Genomic DNA, 19,252 nt, shown 5'->3' with positions numbered 1-19,252 from the left:
CCAATTTGTTAAGCGCAAGTTATAAATTTTCTTCTGCAAATGACGCTAAGCGACTACGTACAACACCGTTGAGGTTTATAGTTGCGCTGCCTTCAAAGTTTTTAAAGCGCTCTACTATGTACGTTAAGCCCGATGTTACTGGCGTTAAATAGTTACTATCTATTTGCGCCAAGTTACCCGTACAAATTAATTTAGTACCTTCGCCGCAGCGAGTAATAATCGTTTTAAGTTGAGATGCCGTTAAATTTTGGCTCTCATCTAAAATTACCACCGCATTTTGAATACTACGCCCACGCATAAAGTTAACCGATTTAAACTGAACATTAGCCTTCTCCATAATGTAGTTTCGGCTTGATATCGGATTTTCGTCGCCTTTGTGCAATACCTCCAGCGTATCGGTAATGGCTGCGAGCCATGGCGCCATTTTTTCCTCTTCGGTGCCTGGTAAAAAGCCAATGGACTCTGCTATTTCTGGGGTATTACGAGTTACTATTACTTTATCGTAAATACCTTTTTCGATGACCATCTCAAGGGCGCTGGCAAGTGCTAACAAGGTTTTACCACACCCTGCTGGTCCTGTTAAAATAACAAGTTCAATACTTGTATCTAGCAGCGCATCAAGCGCCATTCCCTGATAAATATTTTTGGGCTTAACGCCCCATGCTTGTTGATGCATTAAACGCTCAACACCAATATCTTTTAGCGTTATGTGCTCGTTATCGTACGATTTAACACGCGCCGCAAACTGATCCCCTCCATCAAGTAAATATTCATTACAAAATACATCAGGTATTAAGTTTTTAGGTACATGATGAAACGTATCGCGTCCGTGTTGCTGCGTATTACATTCCCCTACATGGTCCCAAAAATCACCTTCAATTTTTTTATAACCACTAGTGAGTAAGCTTATATCGTCAATAAGTTGGTCGGTACGGTAATCCTCAACATATTTAAGCCCTGCGCCTTTGGCCTTTAAACGCATGTTTATGTCTTTTGTTACTAATATAACTTTTGAATCACTGTGCTGCTTTTGTAAATACACGGCGCAATTAATAATACGATGGTCGTTTTCGTTACCAGGCAAACCAGAAATGGAGTCGGCAAATAAATGGTCGTTTACAATAATGAGGGTACCTGCAGAGCTCGCTTTTGCCTTTTTGTTACTCGGCAGCGCCACGCCTTGTAGCATTTGTTCAGGCGTTGCATTTTTAAGTACTTCATCTAATCCACGAATAGCGACGCGCGCATCGCGGCTTACGTCGTGTTTTCTGTCTTTTATGTGGTCAAGCTCTTCAAGCACTGTCATCGGAATTACAACGTCATGTTCTTGAAAAGACAAATAAGCGAGGGGTTCGTGAAGTAGTACGTTGGTATCTAGCACATACATTTTACTTTCAAGGTTCGAAGCTTTTTCCATAGCACTTTCCTTACGTTTTATGATTTTTATGCTATACCAAAATAACTAAGTAAAACGGGCAAAACTTAAACCTGCAATACTTAATTGCCAAGGCATAATGTAAGTTTAGTCTATTTGTCATAAAAGTCCGTTTTATTACAAACTGTAATTAGTTTTGATTTACCTAAAAAAGAGTCATAAACAAGTTGTTTTAATAGTAATAATTAACACTTACAAAATTAATTAAAAGTGAGCCAAATAGCGCCTTGCAGTGGTGTTAGCTTACAGGTAACATAGCCGCCTTTTTCATCATAGACGAGACATACATGAATTTTTCCTTAGGTCAGCGTTGGATCAGTGATACAGAGTCAGATTTAGGATTAGGCACCGTTGTTGCCATTGAAGGCCGTCAGGTCAGCATATTATTTCCTGCCAGTGGTGAGAGCCGTGTTTATTCTTCGGCAGAAGCACCGGTTACCCGTGTGGCATTTAATCCTGGCGATGTGATCAAAAGCGTTGAAGAATGGGAATTAGAAGTAGAGTCTATTGAAGTACAAGGTGAGTTACTGTGTTATCACGGCACCCGTGTTGATAACGGCGAAACTGCCAAACTTAAAGAAACCTTTTTAGATCATTTTATTAAGTTTAATAAACCACAAGATCGTTTATTTGCGGGCCAAGTCGATCGTTTTGATCGCTATACACTTCGCTACCAAACGTGGTTACATAAATTTGAACGTGAACAATCGCCTATTAAAGGCTTAATTGGTCAACGTGCTAATCTTATTCCTCACCAGCTTTATATTGCCCAAGAAGTGGGTAAACGTTTTGCACCACGCGTACTTTTATCAGATGAAGTAGGCCTTGGTAAAACAATTGAAGCAGGCATGATTTTACACCAACAAATTATTAGTGGTCGTGCGAGCCGCGTACTTATTGTTGTACCAGAAAATCTACAGCACCAATGGTTAGTAGAAATGCTACGCCGCTTTAACTTACATTTTTCTATTTTTGATGAAGAACGCTGCGACGAAGCGTTTGCAGATTCACCAAACGTGTTTGATACAGAGCAACTAGTACTTACCAGTCTTGAGTTTTTAACCAAGAAAAAACGCTGGTTTGAACAAGCAACACTTGCTGATTGGGATTTACTAGTTATAGATGAAGCCCATCACCTAAGTATAAATAACGGCAAGCCAAGCTCAGAATACCAACGTATGGCAGAGCTTAGCCAAGATATTCCGGGCCTTATTTTACTTACAGCAACGCCTGATCAACTTGGTCACAGCAGTCACTTTGCACGTTTACAGTTACTCGATCCTGACCGTTTTTACGACTACGACGTGTTTAAAGAAGAAGAAGCAAATTATAAAGACGTTGCTGAAGCTGCAAATCAATTACTGCAAGAGCAAGGGCTAGACGACACAGCCAAAGCCACGCTAATTGAGCTATTAAAAGAAACCGATATTACTGATATTCTTGAAAAAGCACAGCAAGGTGATTTACCAGCACGTAAAGAAATACTTAACATGCTGCTCGATCGCCACGGCACGGGTCGTATATTATTCAGAAATAGCCGCAGCGGCATTGATGGCTACCCAAGTCGTAAATTACACGCCTACCCTATGGCACTGCCAAAGCAGTATAAAACGGCTATGTCGGTTCTCGGTAATATGGGCGGCATTCAAAACCCTGAACTAAGTGCACACCGTGCTCTGTTTCCTGAAAAAATATTTCAAGAATTTGAAGGCGAAAGCGCAAGCTGGGGTTTATTCGATCCACGTGTAGATTGGTTAATCGAGACACTTAAAACGCTTAAGCGCGAAAAAGTACTACTTATATGTGCTAAAGCTGAAACAGCTATCAGCCTTGAGCAAATACTGCGTGAGCGCGAAGCAATTAAAGCGTCGGTATTCCACGAAGGTATGTCTATTATTGAGCGTGACCGCGCTGCTGCATTTTTTGCAGACGAGTACGATAATGCACAAATATTACTGTGTTCAGAAATTGGCTCAGAAGGTCGTAATTTCCAGTTCTCGCATCACTTAGTACTGTTTGATTTACCACTGAACCCAGATTTACTAGAGCAGCGTATTGGTCGATTAGACCGTATAGGTCAAACACAAGATGTGAACATTCATGTGCCATATTTTGAAAACACCGCTCAAGAAGTATTGCTACGTTGGTACAACGAAGGTCTAGACGCATTCGAATCTACCTCGTCAACAGGCCAAATGCTTTATAAAGAGTTCCGTGATGATCTACTTGAATATATTTCTGCGCATAACTGCGATGAAGACGAACTCGATCCATTACTTGAGCAAGTAGCACAGCAAAATGCAGTACTGCGTAAAAAAATGGAAAGCGGACGAGATCGTTTACTAGAGCTACATTCATCGGGTCAAGGTGCTGCAGATTCACTTGTAGCTGAAATCGAAAAACTCGATAATCAGTTTGAATTACCAAGCTACATGATCAACGTGTTCGACACATTTGGCGTAAGCCAAGAAGATAAAGGCGAAAATACCATTATCTTAAAGCCAACTGAGCATATGTTAAACCCATCATTCCCATCGCTTAAAGAAGACGGTATGACCGTTACCTTTGATCGCGATACGGCACTTTCGCAAGAAGACGTGCACTTTGTTAGCTGGGATCACCCAATGGTGCAAGGCACCATGGATATGATTTGTGACGACGACTTTGGTAGCGCATCGGTTGCATTGCTTAAAAACAAAAAGTTACCGCCTGGTACCTTTTTTGTTGAGCTTATTTTTGTTGCAGAAGCAATGGCACCAAAAGTATTACAAGTTGGTCGCTTTTTACCGCCTACACCAATTCGTATATTGCTTGATAAAGCAGGTAATAATTTAGGTGAGAATGTGGCATTTGAAGGCTTTAATCAGCAGTTATCTGCCGTTGGCCGCCAAACAGCAAGTAAACTTGCAGGTGCACTGCAAAGCGCTGTTCACCCTATGATTACTACCGCTAAAGATATGGCACAAGAAAAACTTGAAGTTATTCGTGCAGCGTCGCTTGTTAAAATGCAAACGTCACTCAGTGAAGAGCAAGAGCGACTTGTTGCCCTTAAGCAAATTAACCCGAATATTCGCCAAGAAGAAATTACCTTCTATGATAAGCAACGCAACGACCTAACTACGTATATTGAAAAAACGCAGTTACAACTTGATGCAATTCGATTAATAGTAGTTTCACACTAGAGATTTTGGCTTTTAACCGCTAGCCTTTTAAGCTGACTCCAGAGTAAATTTGGAGTCAGCTATTAAAAGCTTAATTAACTAAATAGCTGTATCTTTTTAAACTTCATTTTTAAAACCACGTGTTCTTATTTAAATGTAAGCTAACCCTACCTATTTAGCTTTATACTAAGTCCTTTGTTGTGCTATCTATTTTTCTCAACATAGCCGTATCTAAAAACTCAAGCTGCGCTCTATACAGCTATTGTGTGAGATAGTTGATAGGTTTATTTTCCCTTGCATAAAGTTGTTTTTTTGTTAACCTACTCGCCTTCCATTTTAGTCTTTTTGAGGTGTTTATGGCGTTTCTATCTCGTTCGATATTGGCGTTGTCCATAGCGCTCTCAAGCAGCAGTGTCTTTGCTCAAGCCCAATGCGATGTTGAATTACGTCATGGTTTAATTATCACTGACGATGCAATTCGCATATTAGATAAAGGCCAGACTCGTGTACAAATTAATAACAATAACCAACTGTTTATTCGCGGTTATTGGGTTGATTTAAGCGATGACGAAAGCAAAGTACTCGAACAGTTTAGTAATGGTATTCGCCACACAGTCCCAGAATTAGTAAATCTGGCTACAGATGGTGTTAACTTAGGTTTAAGCGCTATTGAACACGTAGTTGAAGGTATGTCAGACAAAGAACCTGAAGTACTAAAAACACAACTAAAGTATGTAGAGCGCGCGCTAATGGATAAGTTTAAGCGCGGCGATGACTTCTTTTTTATAGCCCCTCAGTCACTTTCGCAAATAGATGATTTTTTTACTAAAGAGATCAGCCAGCAAATTCACTCTGCTGTTCATGGATCGTTAGGTGCTATTTTGGTATCACTTGGAGATGCGTTCAAATCGCGTGAAGGTAATATAGAAGATCGTATTAACGACATGGGCCAACGCATGGATATTATCTCAAGAGAAATTGATAAGTCGCTACAAAAAAAGGCGCATCAATTAGAGCTTAAAGCTTCTGAGTATTGCGAATGTTTAAATGCACTCGATGTAACCGAGTCTCGCTTACAAGCAATAGTCCCTGGTATGGTCGATTACGATTTAGTGCAAATAAAGTCTTAGTGTACGTATTCGTTTTTAGAATAAAATAACACCGAGTATAAATATACTCGGTGTTTTGCTTTATGATTGATTAAAAATAAGCGCTTCTACTTTTTATTCTAAATTGGTGAGCCCGGTGGGATTGGCAGCACTTTAAAGTTGTTTGGCCATTGCCCTTTAATTAAAAACTGATTTACTTGCTCAGCTAAATATTGCTTAAACGCACTCTCGCCAGTACTTGTATGGCTCAGCATTGAGTTTTGGTTAAAGTCTTCACTCAACTTAACTAGGTAGTAACGTAACTGCGCTTGCACTTCAGGGCTTGCACTATCGCTTGCTACTAAATCAGCCATAGCTTTTGCTGTTAAAAATTGCACGCGCTGAGTTATTTTACCTGTCATTGTATTAGGCGACGACACGTTAAACACTTGGCTATATAGCTCCTCAAGTAACTCATCTAAACTATAAAAGTCATTACTACGCGCTTGTTGCTGAGCTAAGCGATTTAAACGCTGTGCATTTAATAAAAGCGATAAGCTGTGCTGCACTGCAACCTCGGGTAATGCCATTGCATCGAGCGTTAACCCTGTGCGCCCAACTATGCTCTCGCGCGATTTAGACTCGCCATATGCTTTTGGCGGAATTAGCGATAACACAGATTCAGGAAGTAATAAATTACTTGGCTTAAGTGTTGCAAAAATAGCGTTTACTGCTTCTTGCTGTGTTTTTTTATTAACGACTTGTGCGCCTTTTACGGCTGAGTCACCGCGTGTTTCGTATTCATAATCAACACCGGCTATAAGCTTAACCGCAGCCTCAACCTGAAAACGGTGAAACAGATAAAGCGGGACTAGTTTTTCCTCTAATTGCGATAATGAATCACCCGTTTTAATATTATTAATACCAAACTGCGAAAGTGCTTTTTTACGTACGTCGAGTACTCTTAAAAGCTCCTGCGAAGGATTAGTGCCGTTATCCCATAAGTGAGCTGTTGGATGCGCGCCACCTTTAGCACGAGCATCACTGTCAGATATAAACTCAAGGCCTTTGGCTTTGTTCTCTTTTAAAATAGCAGCAAGTTCTGCGCTTTCATCTTGGTTAGTAAAATCGCTATAGCCATATTTAATTACTTGGGTATCCCACACGCCCATGCCTGTTGCATAGCCGAGCGTTACATCGAGCTTACCTTGTTCATTAAAACTAAGTAGCGGATGTGGGTAATCCATTACTGAGGCTCTATCCCCTACCGATGCTGCAAAGTTATGAGAAATACCTAACGTGTGGCCAATTTCATGTGCGCTTAATTGGCGAATACGATCAAGCGCCATTGCTTGCAAGTTTTTAGCAACTTCATTGCCTTTTAAATAAGGAGCAGCGAGTGCTTCGGCTATTAAAATATCTTGGCGAACACGCAATGAGCCAAGTGTTACATGCCCTTTAAGTATTTCACCTGTACGTGGGTCGATTACCGAACTACCGTATGACCAACCACGCGTTGCACGGTGTACCCATTGAATGACGTTGTAACGAATATCCATAGGGTCGGCGCTACTTGGCAGCACTTTTACTATAAATGCATTTTTATATCCTGCCGCCGTAAATGCGTCGTTCCACCACTTTCCACCTTCAAGCAAAGCGCTTTTAACGGGCTCTGGAACGCCAGGATCAAGGTAATAAACAATTGGTTTAACAGGCTCACTAATAGGTAAGCTTGAATCCTTTTTAGTTAAACGATGGCGCGGTATATAACGCACGTACATAGAGTCACCAAGCGGCGCTGCGTAATCTTTATGTTCTATACTCCAAAAACCTGATTGCGGATTAAACTTACGGGGCGTGTAGTTATCATCTGGTAATTGAATAAGTGAATGATGCATATGAACAGTAAGCGCATAAGGGTCGGCACTTACTTGGCGAACAAATTCACTTGGTTTTGTGCCTTTAAATGTAAGTACGGCTTCAAGCTCGGTGTTTTTTACAAATGCTTTTGAGCGATTCATATAAACGGCGCTACGTGATTCATCAAGGCTAAAGTTCCCTTGCTTACGTGCAGCAAGTGTGCGGCTTACGCCGTGTACATCACTTAACAAATAAGGTGTGTAATCAATAAGTGCTGTGGCTTTATCTTCTGCGACCACTTTAAAACCAGCGAGTATACTTGATGCAAACGCTTCTTTAATGCTTTGCTGCTCAGCCTTATTACTTGTATTAGCACGATAGTAAGTATTTACAGCACGTAGCATTACTTTGTCGCCAAAACGCTCAAACTGCACAAGGTGAGTATTACCAAGCTGACCTCTATCAAGGCCTATGTCGTTAGAGCCAATACCGTAAGGCAAGCTTTGCTGCAGTAAAAATTGCTGTTCAAACTTATCAACTTTTAAATATACTTTTCCGTTTTGGGTATCGTAAAAAAACGAATAATAGCCCGGAAAATGATTCATTTGCGTAGTAAATTCATCAATTGACTTAATTGCTGCGTGCGCTTGAGTTATGATAGAGCACAGCACAGTAAAGAATATGTAACTTAGTAGTGGTATTTTTTTCATAATCTTATCTTTGTTATTTGTGTTTTAAGTACGATTAGGTGGTCCCATTATAGGGTGCTATTTAAACAATACAGTTATTTAAGACGAATTTCAGCGCTCTAAGCTAATCTCTCTCACATTATGATTGGTTTTAACACGTTATCAGGAAAATAGAATGCGTAGACTCCCTCCAGTATTACTTGAAGATGGTTGTTCAAGAGAACTTTTATCATTAATTCGAACAATTTTAGCGGCATGTAAAGAAATTTCGTTTCGCGTTGGTCAAGGCGCGCTTTCTGGCGTATTGGGCTCAACCCTTGATGAAAACATTCAAGGTGAAACTCAAAAAAAGCTCGATGTATTATCTAATCAGCTGTTAAAAGATATTTTACTGGAATCAGGTACGGTTAAAGCAATCGCTTCTGAAGAAGAAGACTACACAGTAGCAGGTAACCCAGACGCTAAATTTATAGTGGCATTTGACCCATTGGATGGCTCGTCAAATACCGATATTAACTCGCTTGTCGGTACTATATTTTCCATTATGGAAGCGCCTGAAGGCTCTGACACCGCTGACGAAAGCATTTTTATGCAGCCCGGTCATAAGCAAGTTGCAGCAGGTTACGTACTTTACGGCCCGTCAACAATGCTTGCGCTGACTACAGGTAAAGGCACGCGTATGTTTACCCTTGATAAAACACAAGGCAGCTTTTTACTTACACAAGATTTTGCTGATATTCCTGCTGATACAAACGAATTTGCCATTAATACGTCTAACCAACGCCATTGGCAACCAGCTATGCAAAACTACATCGATGATTTGCTAGCAGGTGATACAGGCCCGCGCGCTAAAAACTTTAATATGCGCTGGATTGCAGCAATGGTGGGCGATGTGCATCGTGTACTTAGCCGTGGTGGTTTATTTACTTACCCTACTGACACTAAAGATCCTAAAAAGCCAAATAAATTACGCCTACTTTACGAAGCAAATCCAATGGCTATGTTAGTAGAGCAAGCTGGCGGTATCGCATCAACCGGTACCGAGCGTATTATGGATATTCAGCCTGATGCAATCCACCAGCGTGTAGCCGTTATTTTAGGTTCTAAAAACGAAGTCGAAACGTGCTTGGGATATCATAAATAATCGCTTAAAACGATTGTCTTCAATTTAAAAAACCGCATTCAATTGAAATGCGGTTTTTTTGTAGGTGAGGTTTTACACCTCGCTTTTTTAACACCAAAGCCACGTTACATGAGCGCGAAATAAATTCGCACCTACAGAGTTAGTGTATGTTGTAGGTGAGGTTTTATACCTCACTTTTTAAACACCAAAGCTACGTTACATGAGCGCGAAGTAAATTCGCACCTACGGTTTAGTGTATGTTGTAGGTGAGGTTTTATATCTCGCTTCTTAAACAAATCAAACTTTTACTAACGCAACTATTTGAGCAAGCTTTTGATGATTAAGCTCTCCCATTTGCTCGCTATTACTGAGAGCATAAATAAAACCTTCGTGCTCAGCACAATCAATGTCATCTCGCGATTCAATTACGTTTGCCCAAAGCTCTAAATCATCTAAGTCTATTTCGTTACTTAAACAGCGTTTAAGCACATCAATTAAAACCTCGGTTGAGAGAGTATAATGAGTTTTATTGCTATCAGCAGGGCTTGAAACGATAACCGATATAGCTTCATCCCTTTGCTCACCAAATGTAATAAATTCAGCTAATGCTTTTTGTGTATTCATAATATTTGTTATTCTTGGCTCACTGTTACTAAAAAGAATTATAATGACTGAACTTAACTGCACTCAATGCCACAGTACTCTAACGTGTAATGTAGACGATATATCAGCGTGTTGGTGCAATGAGCTGCCGGCTATTTTACCGCTTGATATCACAGCAACAAGTTGTTTATGCCGCAAGTGCACGCTTAATAAAATAAATACTTTTTTAGAGGGTGTTTATACACAACCTATTAAAACCCAAATAGACTTTGCAAAACAATTTAGAGGTAACGACAATTTAATTGAAGGGCTCGACTACACCATGCAAAGTGGTTACATGATATTTAGTAAGTGGTTTTTTTTAAAGCGTGGTTCGTGCTGCAAAAATGGTTGTAAAAATTGCCCTTATGGTTTTAGAAAATAAAAACCATTTAATACAAATACGAGCAAACATTGGTTTTTACCTTCTCATTTTCTTCTCTTTCACTTCTCCTTGTGAGTAATATTTTTAAATGCAATTATTCACAAAAAGGTTTAAAGGCGCTGCGCTTTTAGAGTAAGCGATTGTATAAAAATAGTATTCAAATACGAGTAAGCACTGGTTTTTATCTTCTCATTTTCTTCTCTTTCACTTCTCCTTGTGAGTAATATTTTTAAATACTGTTATTCACAAAGAGGTTTAGAGGCGATGGGCAATGAATCACTTGCGCCCCACTCACTCCACGAGCCATCATAAACACTTAAATTACTGTAACCACATTCGGTAGCAAATAACGCTAAAACACACGCTGTAATACCTGAGCCACAGCTAAATTGTAGCTGCTGCACATCACCGATTACGTCATTAAATATCGCTTTAATTTCGGCAAGTGGTTTGGCTTCACCTTTATTAAGTAAATCCATAAAAGGTAACGGGCGACTATTTGGGATATGCCCGCTACGCATGCCTTTTCGGGGTTCACTTTCTTCGCCTGTAAAACGTTTATAAGCACGTGCATCTAACAATACAGTGCTGGGCTCATCAATTGCATCAACCACTTGTTGGCTATTGATAAAATACTCAGAATTATAGCTTGCCGTAAAATCACCTTTACCTAACGATTTGCTATAACCTTGCTGTGTGGCGTAACCGCTCTCTAACCACTTTTTAAGGCCACCACTGAGTACTTTTACGTTGTGGTGCCCCATAGCTTTAAACATCCACCACGCCCTTGCCGCGCTAAATAAACCGCCATCTTCGTATACAACTATAAACGAGTCGTTATTTACACCTGCATTTTGCATCACGTGGGTAAACTGCTGCTCGCTGCATACCGTACTTGGTAAGGGGTTAGATCTATCGGCCAACTCGTTTTTTATGTCAAAACGTTTAGCGTTGGGCAGCATTGCTTGCGGCGAATAAGTACCCAAAACACCTGGGCGCAGCATACCTGCATCAAATATCACTAATGCAGGGTTGTGGAGTTGTGCCTGCAGTTGTTGGTAGGTGATAAGGTTTTTCATGGTTTATATCCAATAAATAAATAAATACATATTACTTAAAAAATTGAGTTAGAATTATGAATAATTTAATTAAGACAGTATATTAATTATGACCTTACCGATAAATAAAAAAATAACAGGTACAATTTTAGTCATTCATCCAAAGTTTATTGGTGATGCAGTTAATAATACGACCGCAATATCGCTTTTAAGAGAACTCTACCCTAACAATAAAATAATTGTCCTAGTTAACCCTCTTTTAGCCCCCATATTTAAACGTGATGACCGCTTTAATTTGACGGTTATGATTGACGAGCGTCATGATAAAAAGCAAAAAAAATCTATTTTTTATCAAGCAAAAAAAATAAAAGAGCACAATGTTCAACTAGCCATAATTATGAAAAGTGCCTTTTCTGACGCTTTACTCTGCACTCTAGCAAATATAAAATATAAAATAGGTTATAAAAAGAATGGACGTTCTTGGCTGCTAAGCCACAAATACAAGATTAATAATAATCACCACTACATAAATAGATATTGCCGCTTAGTAAATGAACCACATAACCAACCATTTACTACATCCCCTTCAACTTACGTTTTTAGTAAAAGAAGTAAATTAATTAAAGCTGATCGTAATAAACCTACGATTGCAGTTTATTATGGTGGTTTAGTAAAAAAGTATAGACACTATCCATCATCTCAAGCGTTTCAATCGTTAGCTCTTATAAACCAAACATTACCGTCTCATTTTGTACTGGTTGGGGACAACCAAGAGATAACAGACAATGCAAAAATATCTACAGATTTAATAGAGAATAGTATTGATTTCCAAGACCTAACTGGTAAAACAACACTGACCGAACTTGTCGATATAATTGCCAGTGTAGATTTATTAATTACGATCGATTCCGGTGCAATGCATATAGCTGCTGCAACAAAAACAGCATTCGTTGCTGTAGTTGGTTTAGGAACTTCACCCTGGAGTATTGTAGAACCTAAGTGCGAGAACAAAATATCTCTAGTTGCCAATGGCAGTAGTTTAAATGATGCTGAAATAATTAAAGAAATTTCACCAGAAAAAATAGTTGAAGCTGCATTTTCTTTACTAAAAAATAAAATTACATTTTTATGATTTCATCACGAAGTGGCGCCATTCTAGAAAGAATATCGTTTTGTAAACTATGGCTAACATTTTGCTCATTCATTGCATTTATAAGCAAATCAACAACATGATTAAAATCTTTCTCTGTAATATGCATACCAGTATGAATAGCCACCATAGAGTCGCCATCGTATGTACATGGGCCTTCTACTAACATGCACATATGAGTAATAAACCCTTGGCGAAAGTACGCTATATTACTGTGTTCAAAGTAATGAATTATCTGCTCGTCATTACCTATTTGATAGATAAAGCTATCAACAATTCTGCCTATCCCCGCTTTACCATCCAGCTTTTGATAAAGCGATAATTGCGTTGAGCTAGCACAACTACAAAGCAATCCTACGCAGACTATAAAAATACCAACGCTTTTCATTACCAATACCCTGTTACCGATAAATACCAACCTGTTTGATCGTCAGCTCCTGCAATGCTTCCTAAATCAAGGTAAGCCGCTGTCACACTTACGTGCTTATTAGGCATCCATGCTACAAATAAGTCTTTCCAATCTTGTTCGCCTAAGTTTAAGTTATTTGATTTTTGACGATACTCAACACCTACGGCTACTTCACGACTAAAAAATAGTGCTGTGCTGCCTTCAAATAGCACTTTACCACTACCATTTTCTCCACCGAAGCCAAGCAAACCAAGTTGATTAGCTTCGCTGTATCGTGTAGTTACGTTCCAAAACCAGTTATAGCCAGCAATAGCCCCTAAATGTAATTTACTCGCAGCGAGGTAATAGTCTGTACCGCTGGTATCTTCTGCGCCTACAAGTTTTGCAACACTGCCATCATCCAATGATTTATGTTGAATACCCAAGCTCAGTTGTGGCCAATCACTGTAAACAATATCGCCGTATAAACGTATTTTAGCACCCGTGATTGATTGCTCTATTTCAGTATCAAGTCCAGGCACATCAAAGCGTTGCTGTGCATAGCTCAGTTCTACACGATTAAATAAATTAAGCTGTGCACCACATACATCAAGTGTGTAGTCGGTTACATCTGCGCGGCTACAAAAGCCATTTACCGAAAACTCATCATCACTTGCGTATCCCGCAAGTTGTGCCCATGGCACAATCCCGCCGCCACCGCTGCCCTCTATTTGAGAGACTCCCGGCGTAGCTAGCAGTTTTCCATTGCTTGCAATGCTCGGTACACTAATTATTAAGAACAAACTTGCTAATAAGTATTTAATTTTTTTCATAGTATTCCTCCAGCCATTCTTCTAATAGTTCTGCTTTTAGAGGCCTACTTAGGTAATATCCTTGTGCATGGTCGCAATGCATACTTTTAAGTAGGTTTAGCGAACCCAATGTTTCAACACCTTCCGCTACAACAGAAAAGCCTAGCTGGTGCCCTAACGTGATTGATGATTGCACTATAAATTGATCTTTTTGTGACTCATCAAGTTTTAAAATAAAGCACTTATCTAGTTTAAGCTCATCAATCGGTAACATTTTTAATCGGCCAAGTGATGTTTGCCCTACACCATAATCATCTAATGATATTTTAACGCCAATTGCCTTAAGATTTTCGAGCGCTTTAATGCCTTTCTCTTCGTTTTCGATCATATCGCGCTCAGTAAGCTCAATAGTGATCAATTTAGGATCTACTTTATACTTTTTAAGTGTGCGTACTAATGCGGAATGAAAACCTGGAAATGCTATATCTTGCGCAGATACATTTATTGCAGCCTGTAAGTTTATATTTTTAGATTGCCAATCAGCGACTTGTGCAATAACCGTATTAACTACCCACGCGGTTAGCTCAACTATAAGCCCCGACTGCTCAGCTAAATCAATAAACAGTTCAGGATTAACCCAACTACCATCTTTTCGCTGCCAGCGAATAAGTGACTCAACTTTATCTATTTTTTGCGTTTTCATATGTAATTTTGGCTGATAGGTCATAAATAACTGGCCATCGTCATCACTAATTGCCTGCTTTAATTCATCAAGCATTATTAAGCGTTCTAAATGCGCTTCGTCCTCACCATTTTGATAGTGATGTATGCTTTCTTGATTATTGGCTGCACTTTCTACTGCAATTAGTACACGGCGCATTAAGTCATCACTCGCAATACCTTGCGTAGGATACTGCACAATGCCCGCACTGAAGCGTAAATTAATTTTAAGTGTTTGAATTGTATAGCACGCTTGTAATTGCGCCATTAAGCCAACAATACCGCTTTTTTTCTCACGTACTGCAGCAGTCGGAAATACCGTTAAAAACTCATCGCCACCAATACGTGCATGAAAGCCCCCTAACTCGTCCGAAAACTCGCTTATTCTGCAAGCTACTGCTTTTAAACAGTCATCGCCGATGCGCGGGCCTAACTTGTCGTTAATATGACGAAGACCTTTTATGTCTATTGCAACGAGCGTGTACTCGGCTGATGAATCTAACTCTTCATCAAGCACCTCAAGCATGGCTGAGCGGTTATAAAAGCCTGTTAGGGAGTCGTGTCTGGCTTGAAAGCTAATTTGTTGCTCGCGCTGATTAATATCATTACCCATGCTATCAAACGCTGCGACTAGCGTGTCTATTTCGGTACTTTGCCTTCGCCCTTTAAATTCAAATGCATAATTACCTTGTGCAAATTGCCTTGCTATTACAGCTAGTTGAGTAAGTGGCGTAGTTAAGTTATTTGCAAATATGCTGCTCGTAATAACACCTACAAACATAGTTAAAATAGCTAAAATAATAAGTGTAAAAAGAAGTTTTTCGAAGTCACTATAACTTTGTGTTAAATCGGCACTCAGTAAAATAATTATAGGATGGGTCAACAACGATGGTAGGTCTATATCGCGGTTACGATACACCAAGTACTCACCAAAAAAACGTGACGTGGTTACAGTGCTAAAATAGTTAACAGGTTCAAATTGCTCAGGGCGATTAGCTAATGAACTAATAACAATATCGTCAGCGCTACCTATAAAACTTACATCCATGCCTGTTAAGCTTTTTAGTTCATGGGCTACATTGTCATCAATTTTAAAGCCCACCAAACTATAGGCCACTGTACGTGGCGCTTTTACAGGTAATAAAATAATTTGATACAGCTCGTTATTAAGCACCACAAAACTAGACTCTTCTGGCGCATTTAAAAGCTCTTCCATTAACGGCTTTAAGTTATGTGCAAAAGCGTCTTCTTCAGTATTGGCGGAAATTAGCCTACCCGACAAATCAAGTAGCAGCATTAATTCGGCATCAATACGCTGACTATGATTAAACAACACACTGCTTATTGTCCCAGCATCTCGCGTTGCTACAGCTTGCTTAAAACCAAAGTCGGAGGTGAGTACTTTTGCTGCGGTTAGTAGTAGGCTTTCTTTTGATTTTAAATATTGCTTATAAACATTTTGCGCTACGGTAATGTCTTGATTTACTTTTTCTTCTTGAAATTTACTCGTAGACCACCAAAAACTAAACAAGCTGACCATAGTGGTTAATAACACTAAGCCAACACATAAAATGGTTATTCGATTTCGTAAACTATTAGTCATTACCAGCCTTAAACTTACTACCAAAAGTATTTCTAGGTGCTGGGGTTGATGTGTTCACTGTTATCTGTAACTGTTTTTGAGAATTGATTATTATCATTTTTTTATTCTCCAATGGTGCTGTTTGTAAAGGATGCCACACACTCATTTGTGCAGGCAGCGTATTAATAGGCAAACTAACATAGCCTTTTTTATCTGTTTTATATACGGATTCACTACTCGATACATAAATATAGCCCACCATAGAATCATGAATATTACACCCTAAAACAACAACACCTTGCTGCTCAAACGTAATGGGCTCTTTTGGTTGCCCTGAATATAATCTTAGTTGAAAAGGCTTAGCTTGTGAAAAAGAATAAACATGATGGCGAATATTATCGCTGTTAGGAAAGTTAACTTTTTGACCCTGTTGTACAACTAATAATTCGGGTAAAAACTGCTTATGGACTTGATCCATTATAGCAATGGGCAAATTTGATGGTGTGGCCTGTTTGTTAGCAATATTAAGCTCAATCACTGCACCTGATAACTTTTGGCCATGTTGATTTTGTATTACTAAATCAATATTAGCACTTAAAGCAAACTGACTAAAAAACAAACCTATAGCTAAAAAGTAACTGCTTTTTACAAATTTTTGCAATGCCCGTTCAAACATAACAACACCTAAATATTAATGTTAGGTTAAGTTAATTAGAGACGAGCACTAATTGCAAGAATTATAGCCCAGTAACTAAAAATAAAGACTTAGTTACTGGCTTTGTTAGCACTTAAGTGCTGCTATTTAACAATTAATCCGTAATCGTTATCTAAAATAGTAATTACTTCTTGGCGAGGATCTTCGGGGATCACAATATCTTTACCTACAATTTTGCTCGCTATGCCAACATAGGTATTTGACACTTCAAGCATTACTGATTCTGGTAAAATATAATCTTTTGCTAATTGCTCACGCTCACTCATGCGATCTTTATTTAATAATACGTCGCTCTCTGGCACATTATTAATAAGTAATTGGCGAAAACCTTCTTTAGAATTTTCAACAATTTTACCATTTTTGTATGCAGCTTCATCCCAAATACGTGACGAATCAGGCGTGCCTACTTCATCAATATATATAAGCTGTTGCGCGCCATTTAAATCCTCTACATAACCAAACTCAAATTTTGTATCTACAAAAATTTGGTTAAGCTTCGCTAGCTCATCACTAATTAATTTAAAACCTTCAACTAACAGTTTTTCGTATTTGGTTACGTCATCTGCCGATTTAAAGTTAAATACATCTAAGTTATTAGTAATGTTAGCGCGAGTAATATTTACATCATCAACTGGCGGAATATCAGCAACGCCTTCAATAATACCTTTTGTTGATGGCGTAATTAAAACGTTATCAAGCTTTTGGTTCGCTTTTAAACCTTCTGGCAAGTCAATACCACAAAAGTTACGTATGCCTTTAGCGTAGTCACGCCACATGCTACCCGTAATATATTGGCGAGCAATTGCCTCTACTTTTACTGTACTGGCTTTGCGTACAATCCACACATACGGATGCGGAATATCAACAATATGATTACCCGCAAGACCCGCTTTATCAAATAACTTAAACCAATGGGCTGCCACTGAGTTTAACGCTATACCTTTACCTGGTACGCCATTTAAACCATTTTCGCCTTGCCAAATGCAATCAAATGCAGAAATTCGGTCTGAAATAACCATAATCGCAAGCTCAGTACCTGTCGGTACTTGGTAGCCTTTGTCTTTAATTAATCGTGCGCTGTCTTCATCAGTTAACCAATAAACTGAACGAACTTTACCGCTGTGTACTTCACCTTTGGTACGAATGGGTAAATCATCGTTTACGTCTAAAACTTTATAGCTAGTCATGCTATCTCCGGGGTTAGGGATGCTCTTTGAGCAAAGTATGGTATGGGGTTATATGGATTGTATAATAATCTAGCCAACCTCAAAGCTCAATCGGATGCTTAAAACAAATAAAGGCATATATTTATAAGCGAGTCGCAATGGGGTAAACTTACTATGCTAACTAGCCTGAGGAGATAGCTTGAACTACTTAACTGCCACTAAAAATAAAAAATACTTGATGTATATTTCTCAAAATTACTCGTACGCTATTTTGAGACCTATTCAGGCTGCAGTACTAGCTAATGGTGGCGAAGTGCGCTGGTTTTTACAAGGTTTGGCAGTCAATCCTAATTTTTTAAAAAAAGAAGAAAAACGGCTTAATACAATAGAAGATATTCACGAATGGAAACCCGATGCAACGTTTGCACCGGCTAATTTAATACCCACTTTTTTCCCTGGTATCAAAGTAGGTGTGTTTCATGGCTTTGATGCAGGTAAGCTAGATAAAAAAGGGAATAACGATCATCTTAAAGCTAGAGGTTGTTTCGACCTGTATTGTACACAAGGCCCAAATACAACAATCCCATTTAAAGCCTTACAAAGAAAACTAGGCTATTTCAAGGTAACAGAAACTGGCTGGCCTCCTCTTGACCGATTATTTGATGGCATCACCGAAACGCCTTATACAAATAAATCAGACACCCGACCAACCTTATTAATCTGCTCTACATTTTCAAAGCGACTATCGCTTGCACCAAAGCTATATGAGCAAATAAAACATTTTAGTGAAACCGGAAAATGGCGAATTTTAATGCAATTTCATCCAAAAATGCCAACTGAATTGGTGAGCAAATATAAGGCATTAAGCAATCAAAATTTAACGTTTATTGAGACCGACGACGTAGTCCCTTTATTAAAATCAGCCGATGTTATGTTATGCGATACATCATCAGTACTTTTAATGTTTTTAGTCCAACGAAAACCTGTGGTCACCTTTTGTAATAATGCTCCTGAGGAACACCTACTTAATGTAACAGACCCTAATAAAGTTGAAGAAGCCTTAGAGCAGGCTTTCACGTACCCTAAAACACTTATGAAAAACATTGAAAACTATTGCCAAGAGCTTCATCCATATACTGATGGGCAGTCGAGTGAACGCGTAGTTGCTGCAACAAATGAGTTTTTATTAAGTGAAGATAAACTAAAACCTAAGCCATTTAATATTATTAGGCAATTTAAAACGCGCAGAAACCTCAATTATTGGAAATGGTAAAATAA

At 39.0% G+C, this 19,252-nt stretch carries 15 protein-coding genes; 6 read left to right on the top strand and 9 right to left on the bottom strand.

Annotated elements, in window-relative coordinates; genetic code table 11:
- Positions 1-19: 19 nt before the first annotated feature.
- The gene (locus I6F42_RS07465; protein ID WP_024609043.1) at positions 20-1,417 is read right to left on the bottom strand and encodes a PhoH family protein; all 1,398 of its coding nucleotides are present in this window, start codon (positions 1,415-1,417) and stop codon (positions 20-22) included.
- A gap of 305 nt (positions 1,418-1,722) precedes the next feature.
- Between I6F42_RS07465 and rapA the strand changes: the two genes are divergently transcribed.
- Together rapA and I6F42_RS07455 are read left to right on the top strand one after the other, a co-directional pair.
- Positions 1,723-4,617, top strand: coding sequence for an RNA polymerase-associated protein RapA (rapA, locus tag I6F42_RS07460; RefSeq protein WP_121954782.1), 2,895 nt, complete (start codon positions 1,723-1,725; stop codon positions 4,615-4,617).
- Between the two features lie 335 nt (positions 4,618-4,952).
- On the top strand, positions 4,953-5,726 hold the full coding sequence (locus I6F42_RS07455; protein WP_197151645.1) for a YggN family protein: 774 nt from the start codon (positions 4,953-4,955) through the stop codon (positions 5,724-5,726).
- Positions 5,727-5,824: 98 nt separating this feature from the next.
- On the opposite strand, the gene I6F42_RS07450 is transcribed toward I6F42_RS07455, so the two are convergent.
- Positions 5,825-8,254 carry a zinc-dependent metalloprotease gene (locus I6F42_RS07450; protein WP_197151642.1) on the bottom strand — a complete coding sequence of 810 codons (2,430 nt, stop codon included), beginning with the start codon at positions 8,252-8,254 and terminating at the stop codon, positions 5,825-5,827.
- A gap of 154 nt (positions 8,255-8,408) precedes the next feature.
- Between I6F42_RS07450 and I6F42_RS07445 the strand changes: the two genes are divergently transcribed.
- Positions 8,409-9,377: a class 1 fructose-bisphosphatase gene (locus I6F42_RS07445; RefSeq protein ID WP_197151640.1), complete on the top strand. Its 969-nt coding sequence runs from the start codon at positions 8,409-8,411 to the stop codon at positions 9,375-9,377.
- A gap of 276 nt (positions 9,378-9,653) precedes the next feature.
- Here I6F42_RS07445 and I6F42_RS07440 read toward each other — a convergent pair whose 3' ends face one another.
- The gene (locus I6F42_RS07440; RefSeq protein ID WP_039488300.1) at positions 9,654-9,980 is read right to left on the bottom strand and encodes a hypothetical protein; all 327 of its coding nucleotides are present in this window, start codon (positions 9,978-9,980) and stop codon (positions 9,654-9,656) included.
- 43 nt (positions 9,981-10,023) lie between these two features.
- On the opposite strand from I6F42_RS07440, the gene I6F42_RS07435 reads away from it, so the two are divergent.
- Complete coding sequence (locus I6F42_RS07435; protein WP_182682849.1) at positions 10,024-10,383, top strand: DUF5522 domain-containing protein; 360 nt, start codon at positions 10,024-10,026, stop codon at positions 10,381-10,383.
- Positions 10,384-10,622: 239 nt separating this feature from the next.
- Here the strand turns inward: I6F42_RS07435 and I6F42_RS07430 are convergent, their stop codons facing one another.
- Positions 10,623-11,462 carry a sulfurtransferase gene (locus tag I6F42_RS07430; RefSeq protein ID WP_197151638.1) on the bottom strand — a complete coding sequence of 280 codons (840 nt, stop codon included), beginning with the start codon at positions 11,460-11,462 and terminating at the stop codon, positions 10,623-10,625.
- A gap of 88 nt (positions 11,463-11,550) precedes the next feature.
- Between I6F42_RS07430 and I6F42_RS07425 the strand changes: the two genes are divergently transcribed.
- Positions 11,551-12,573 (top strand): glycosyltransferase family 9 protein, encoded by a 1,023-nt coding sequence (locus tag I6F42_RS07425; RefSeq protein WP_010553314.1) that lies wholly within the window; start codon positions 11,551-11,553, stop codon positions 12,571-12,573.
- Here the strand turns inward: I6F42_RS07425 and I6F42_RS07420 are convergent.
- From I6F42_RS07420 to I6F42_RS07400, 5 genes are all read right to left on the bottom strand, one after another.
- Positions 12,560-12,979: a group 1 truncated hemoglobin gene (locus I6F42_RS07420; protein ID WP_010553315.1), complete on the bottom strand. Its 420-nt coding sequence runs from the start codon at positions 12,977-12,979 to the stop codon at positions 12,560-12,562. The two genes, I6F42_RS07425 and I6F42_RS07420, sit on opposite strands and share 14 nt — an antisense overlap.
- Positions 12,979-13,812, bottom strand: a complete 834-nt coding sequence (locus I6F42_RS07415; RefSeq protein ID WP_197151636.1) for a DUF3034 family protein — start codon at positions 13,810-13,812, stop codon at positions 12,979-12,981. The genes I6F42_RS07420 and I6F42_RS07415 overlap by 1 nt, the downstream gene beginning before the upstream one ends.
- Positions 13,799-16,114, bottom strand: a complete 2,316-nt coding sequence (locus I6F42_RS07410) for an EAL domain-containing protein (RefSeq protein ID WP_197151634.1) — start codon at positions 16,112-16,114, stop codon at positions 13,799-13,801. Before I6F42_RS07410 ends, I6F42_RS07415 begins: the two co-directional genes overlap by 14 nt.
- Complete coding sequence (locus I6F42_RS07405) at positions 16,107-16,769, bottom strand: methylamine utilization protein (protein ID WP_197151632.1); 663 nt, start codon at positions 16,767-16,769, stop codon at positions 16,107-16,109. Before I6F42_RS07405 ends, I6F42_RS07410 begins: the two co-directional genes overlap by 8 nt.
- A gap of 122 nt (positions 16,770-16,891) precedes the next feature.
- Complete coding sequence (locus tag I6F42_RS07400) at positions 16,892-17,995, bottom strand: phosphoribosylaminoimidazolesuccinocarboxamide synthase (protein WP_024606992.1); 1,104 nt, start codon at positions 17,993-17,995, stop codon at positions 16,892-16,894.
- 178 nt (positions 17,996-18,173) lie between these two features.
- Between I6F42_RS07400 and I6F42_RS07395 the strand changes: the two genes are divergently transcribed.
- Entirely contained in the window at positions 18,174-19,247 is a 1,074-nt protein-coding gene (locus I6F42_RS07395; protein ID WP_197151630.1) for a CDP-glycerol glycerophosphotransferase family protein, read from the top strand.
- Positions 19,248-19,252 lie beyond the last annotated feature (5 nt).

Origin of the sequence: Pseudoalteromonas sp. SWYJZ12 (assembly GCF_015864395.1) — a bacterium.
In the GTDB taxonomy this organism is placed as follows: Bacteria; Pseudomonadota; Gammaproteobacteria; order Enterobacterales; family Alteromonadaceae; genus Pseudoalteromonas; species Pseudoalteromonas arctica.
The sequence above is the reverse complement of the archived record's forward strand: the minus strand, read 5'-3'. Positions and strand labels throughout refer to the sequence as shown.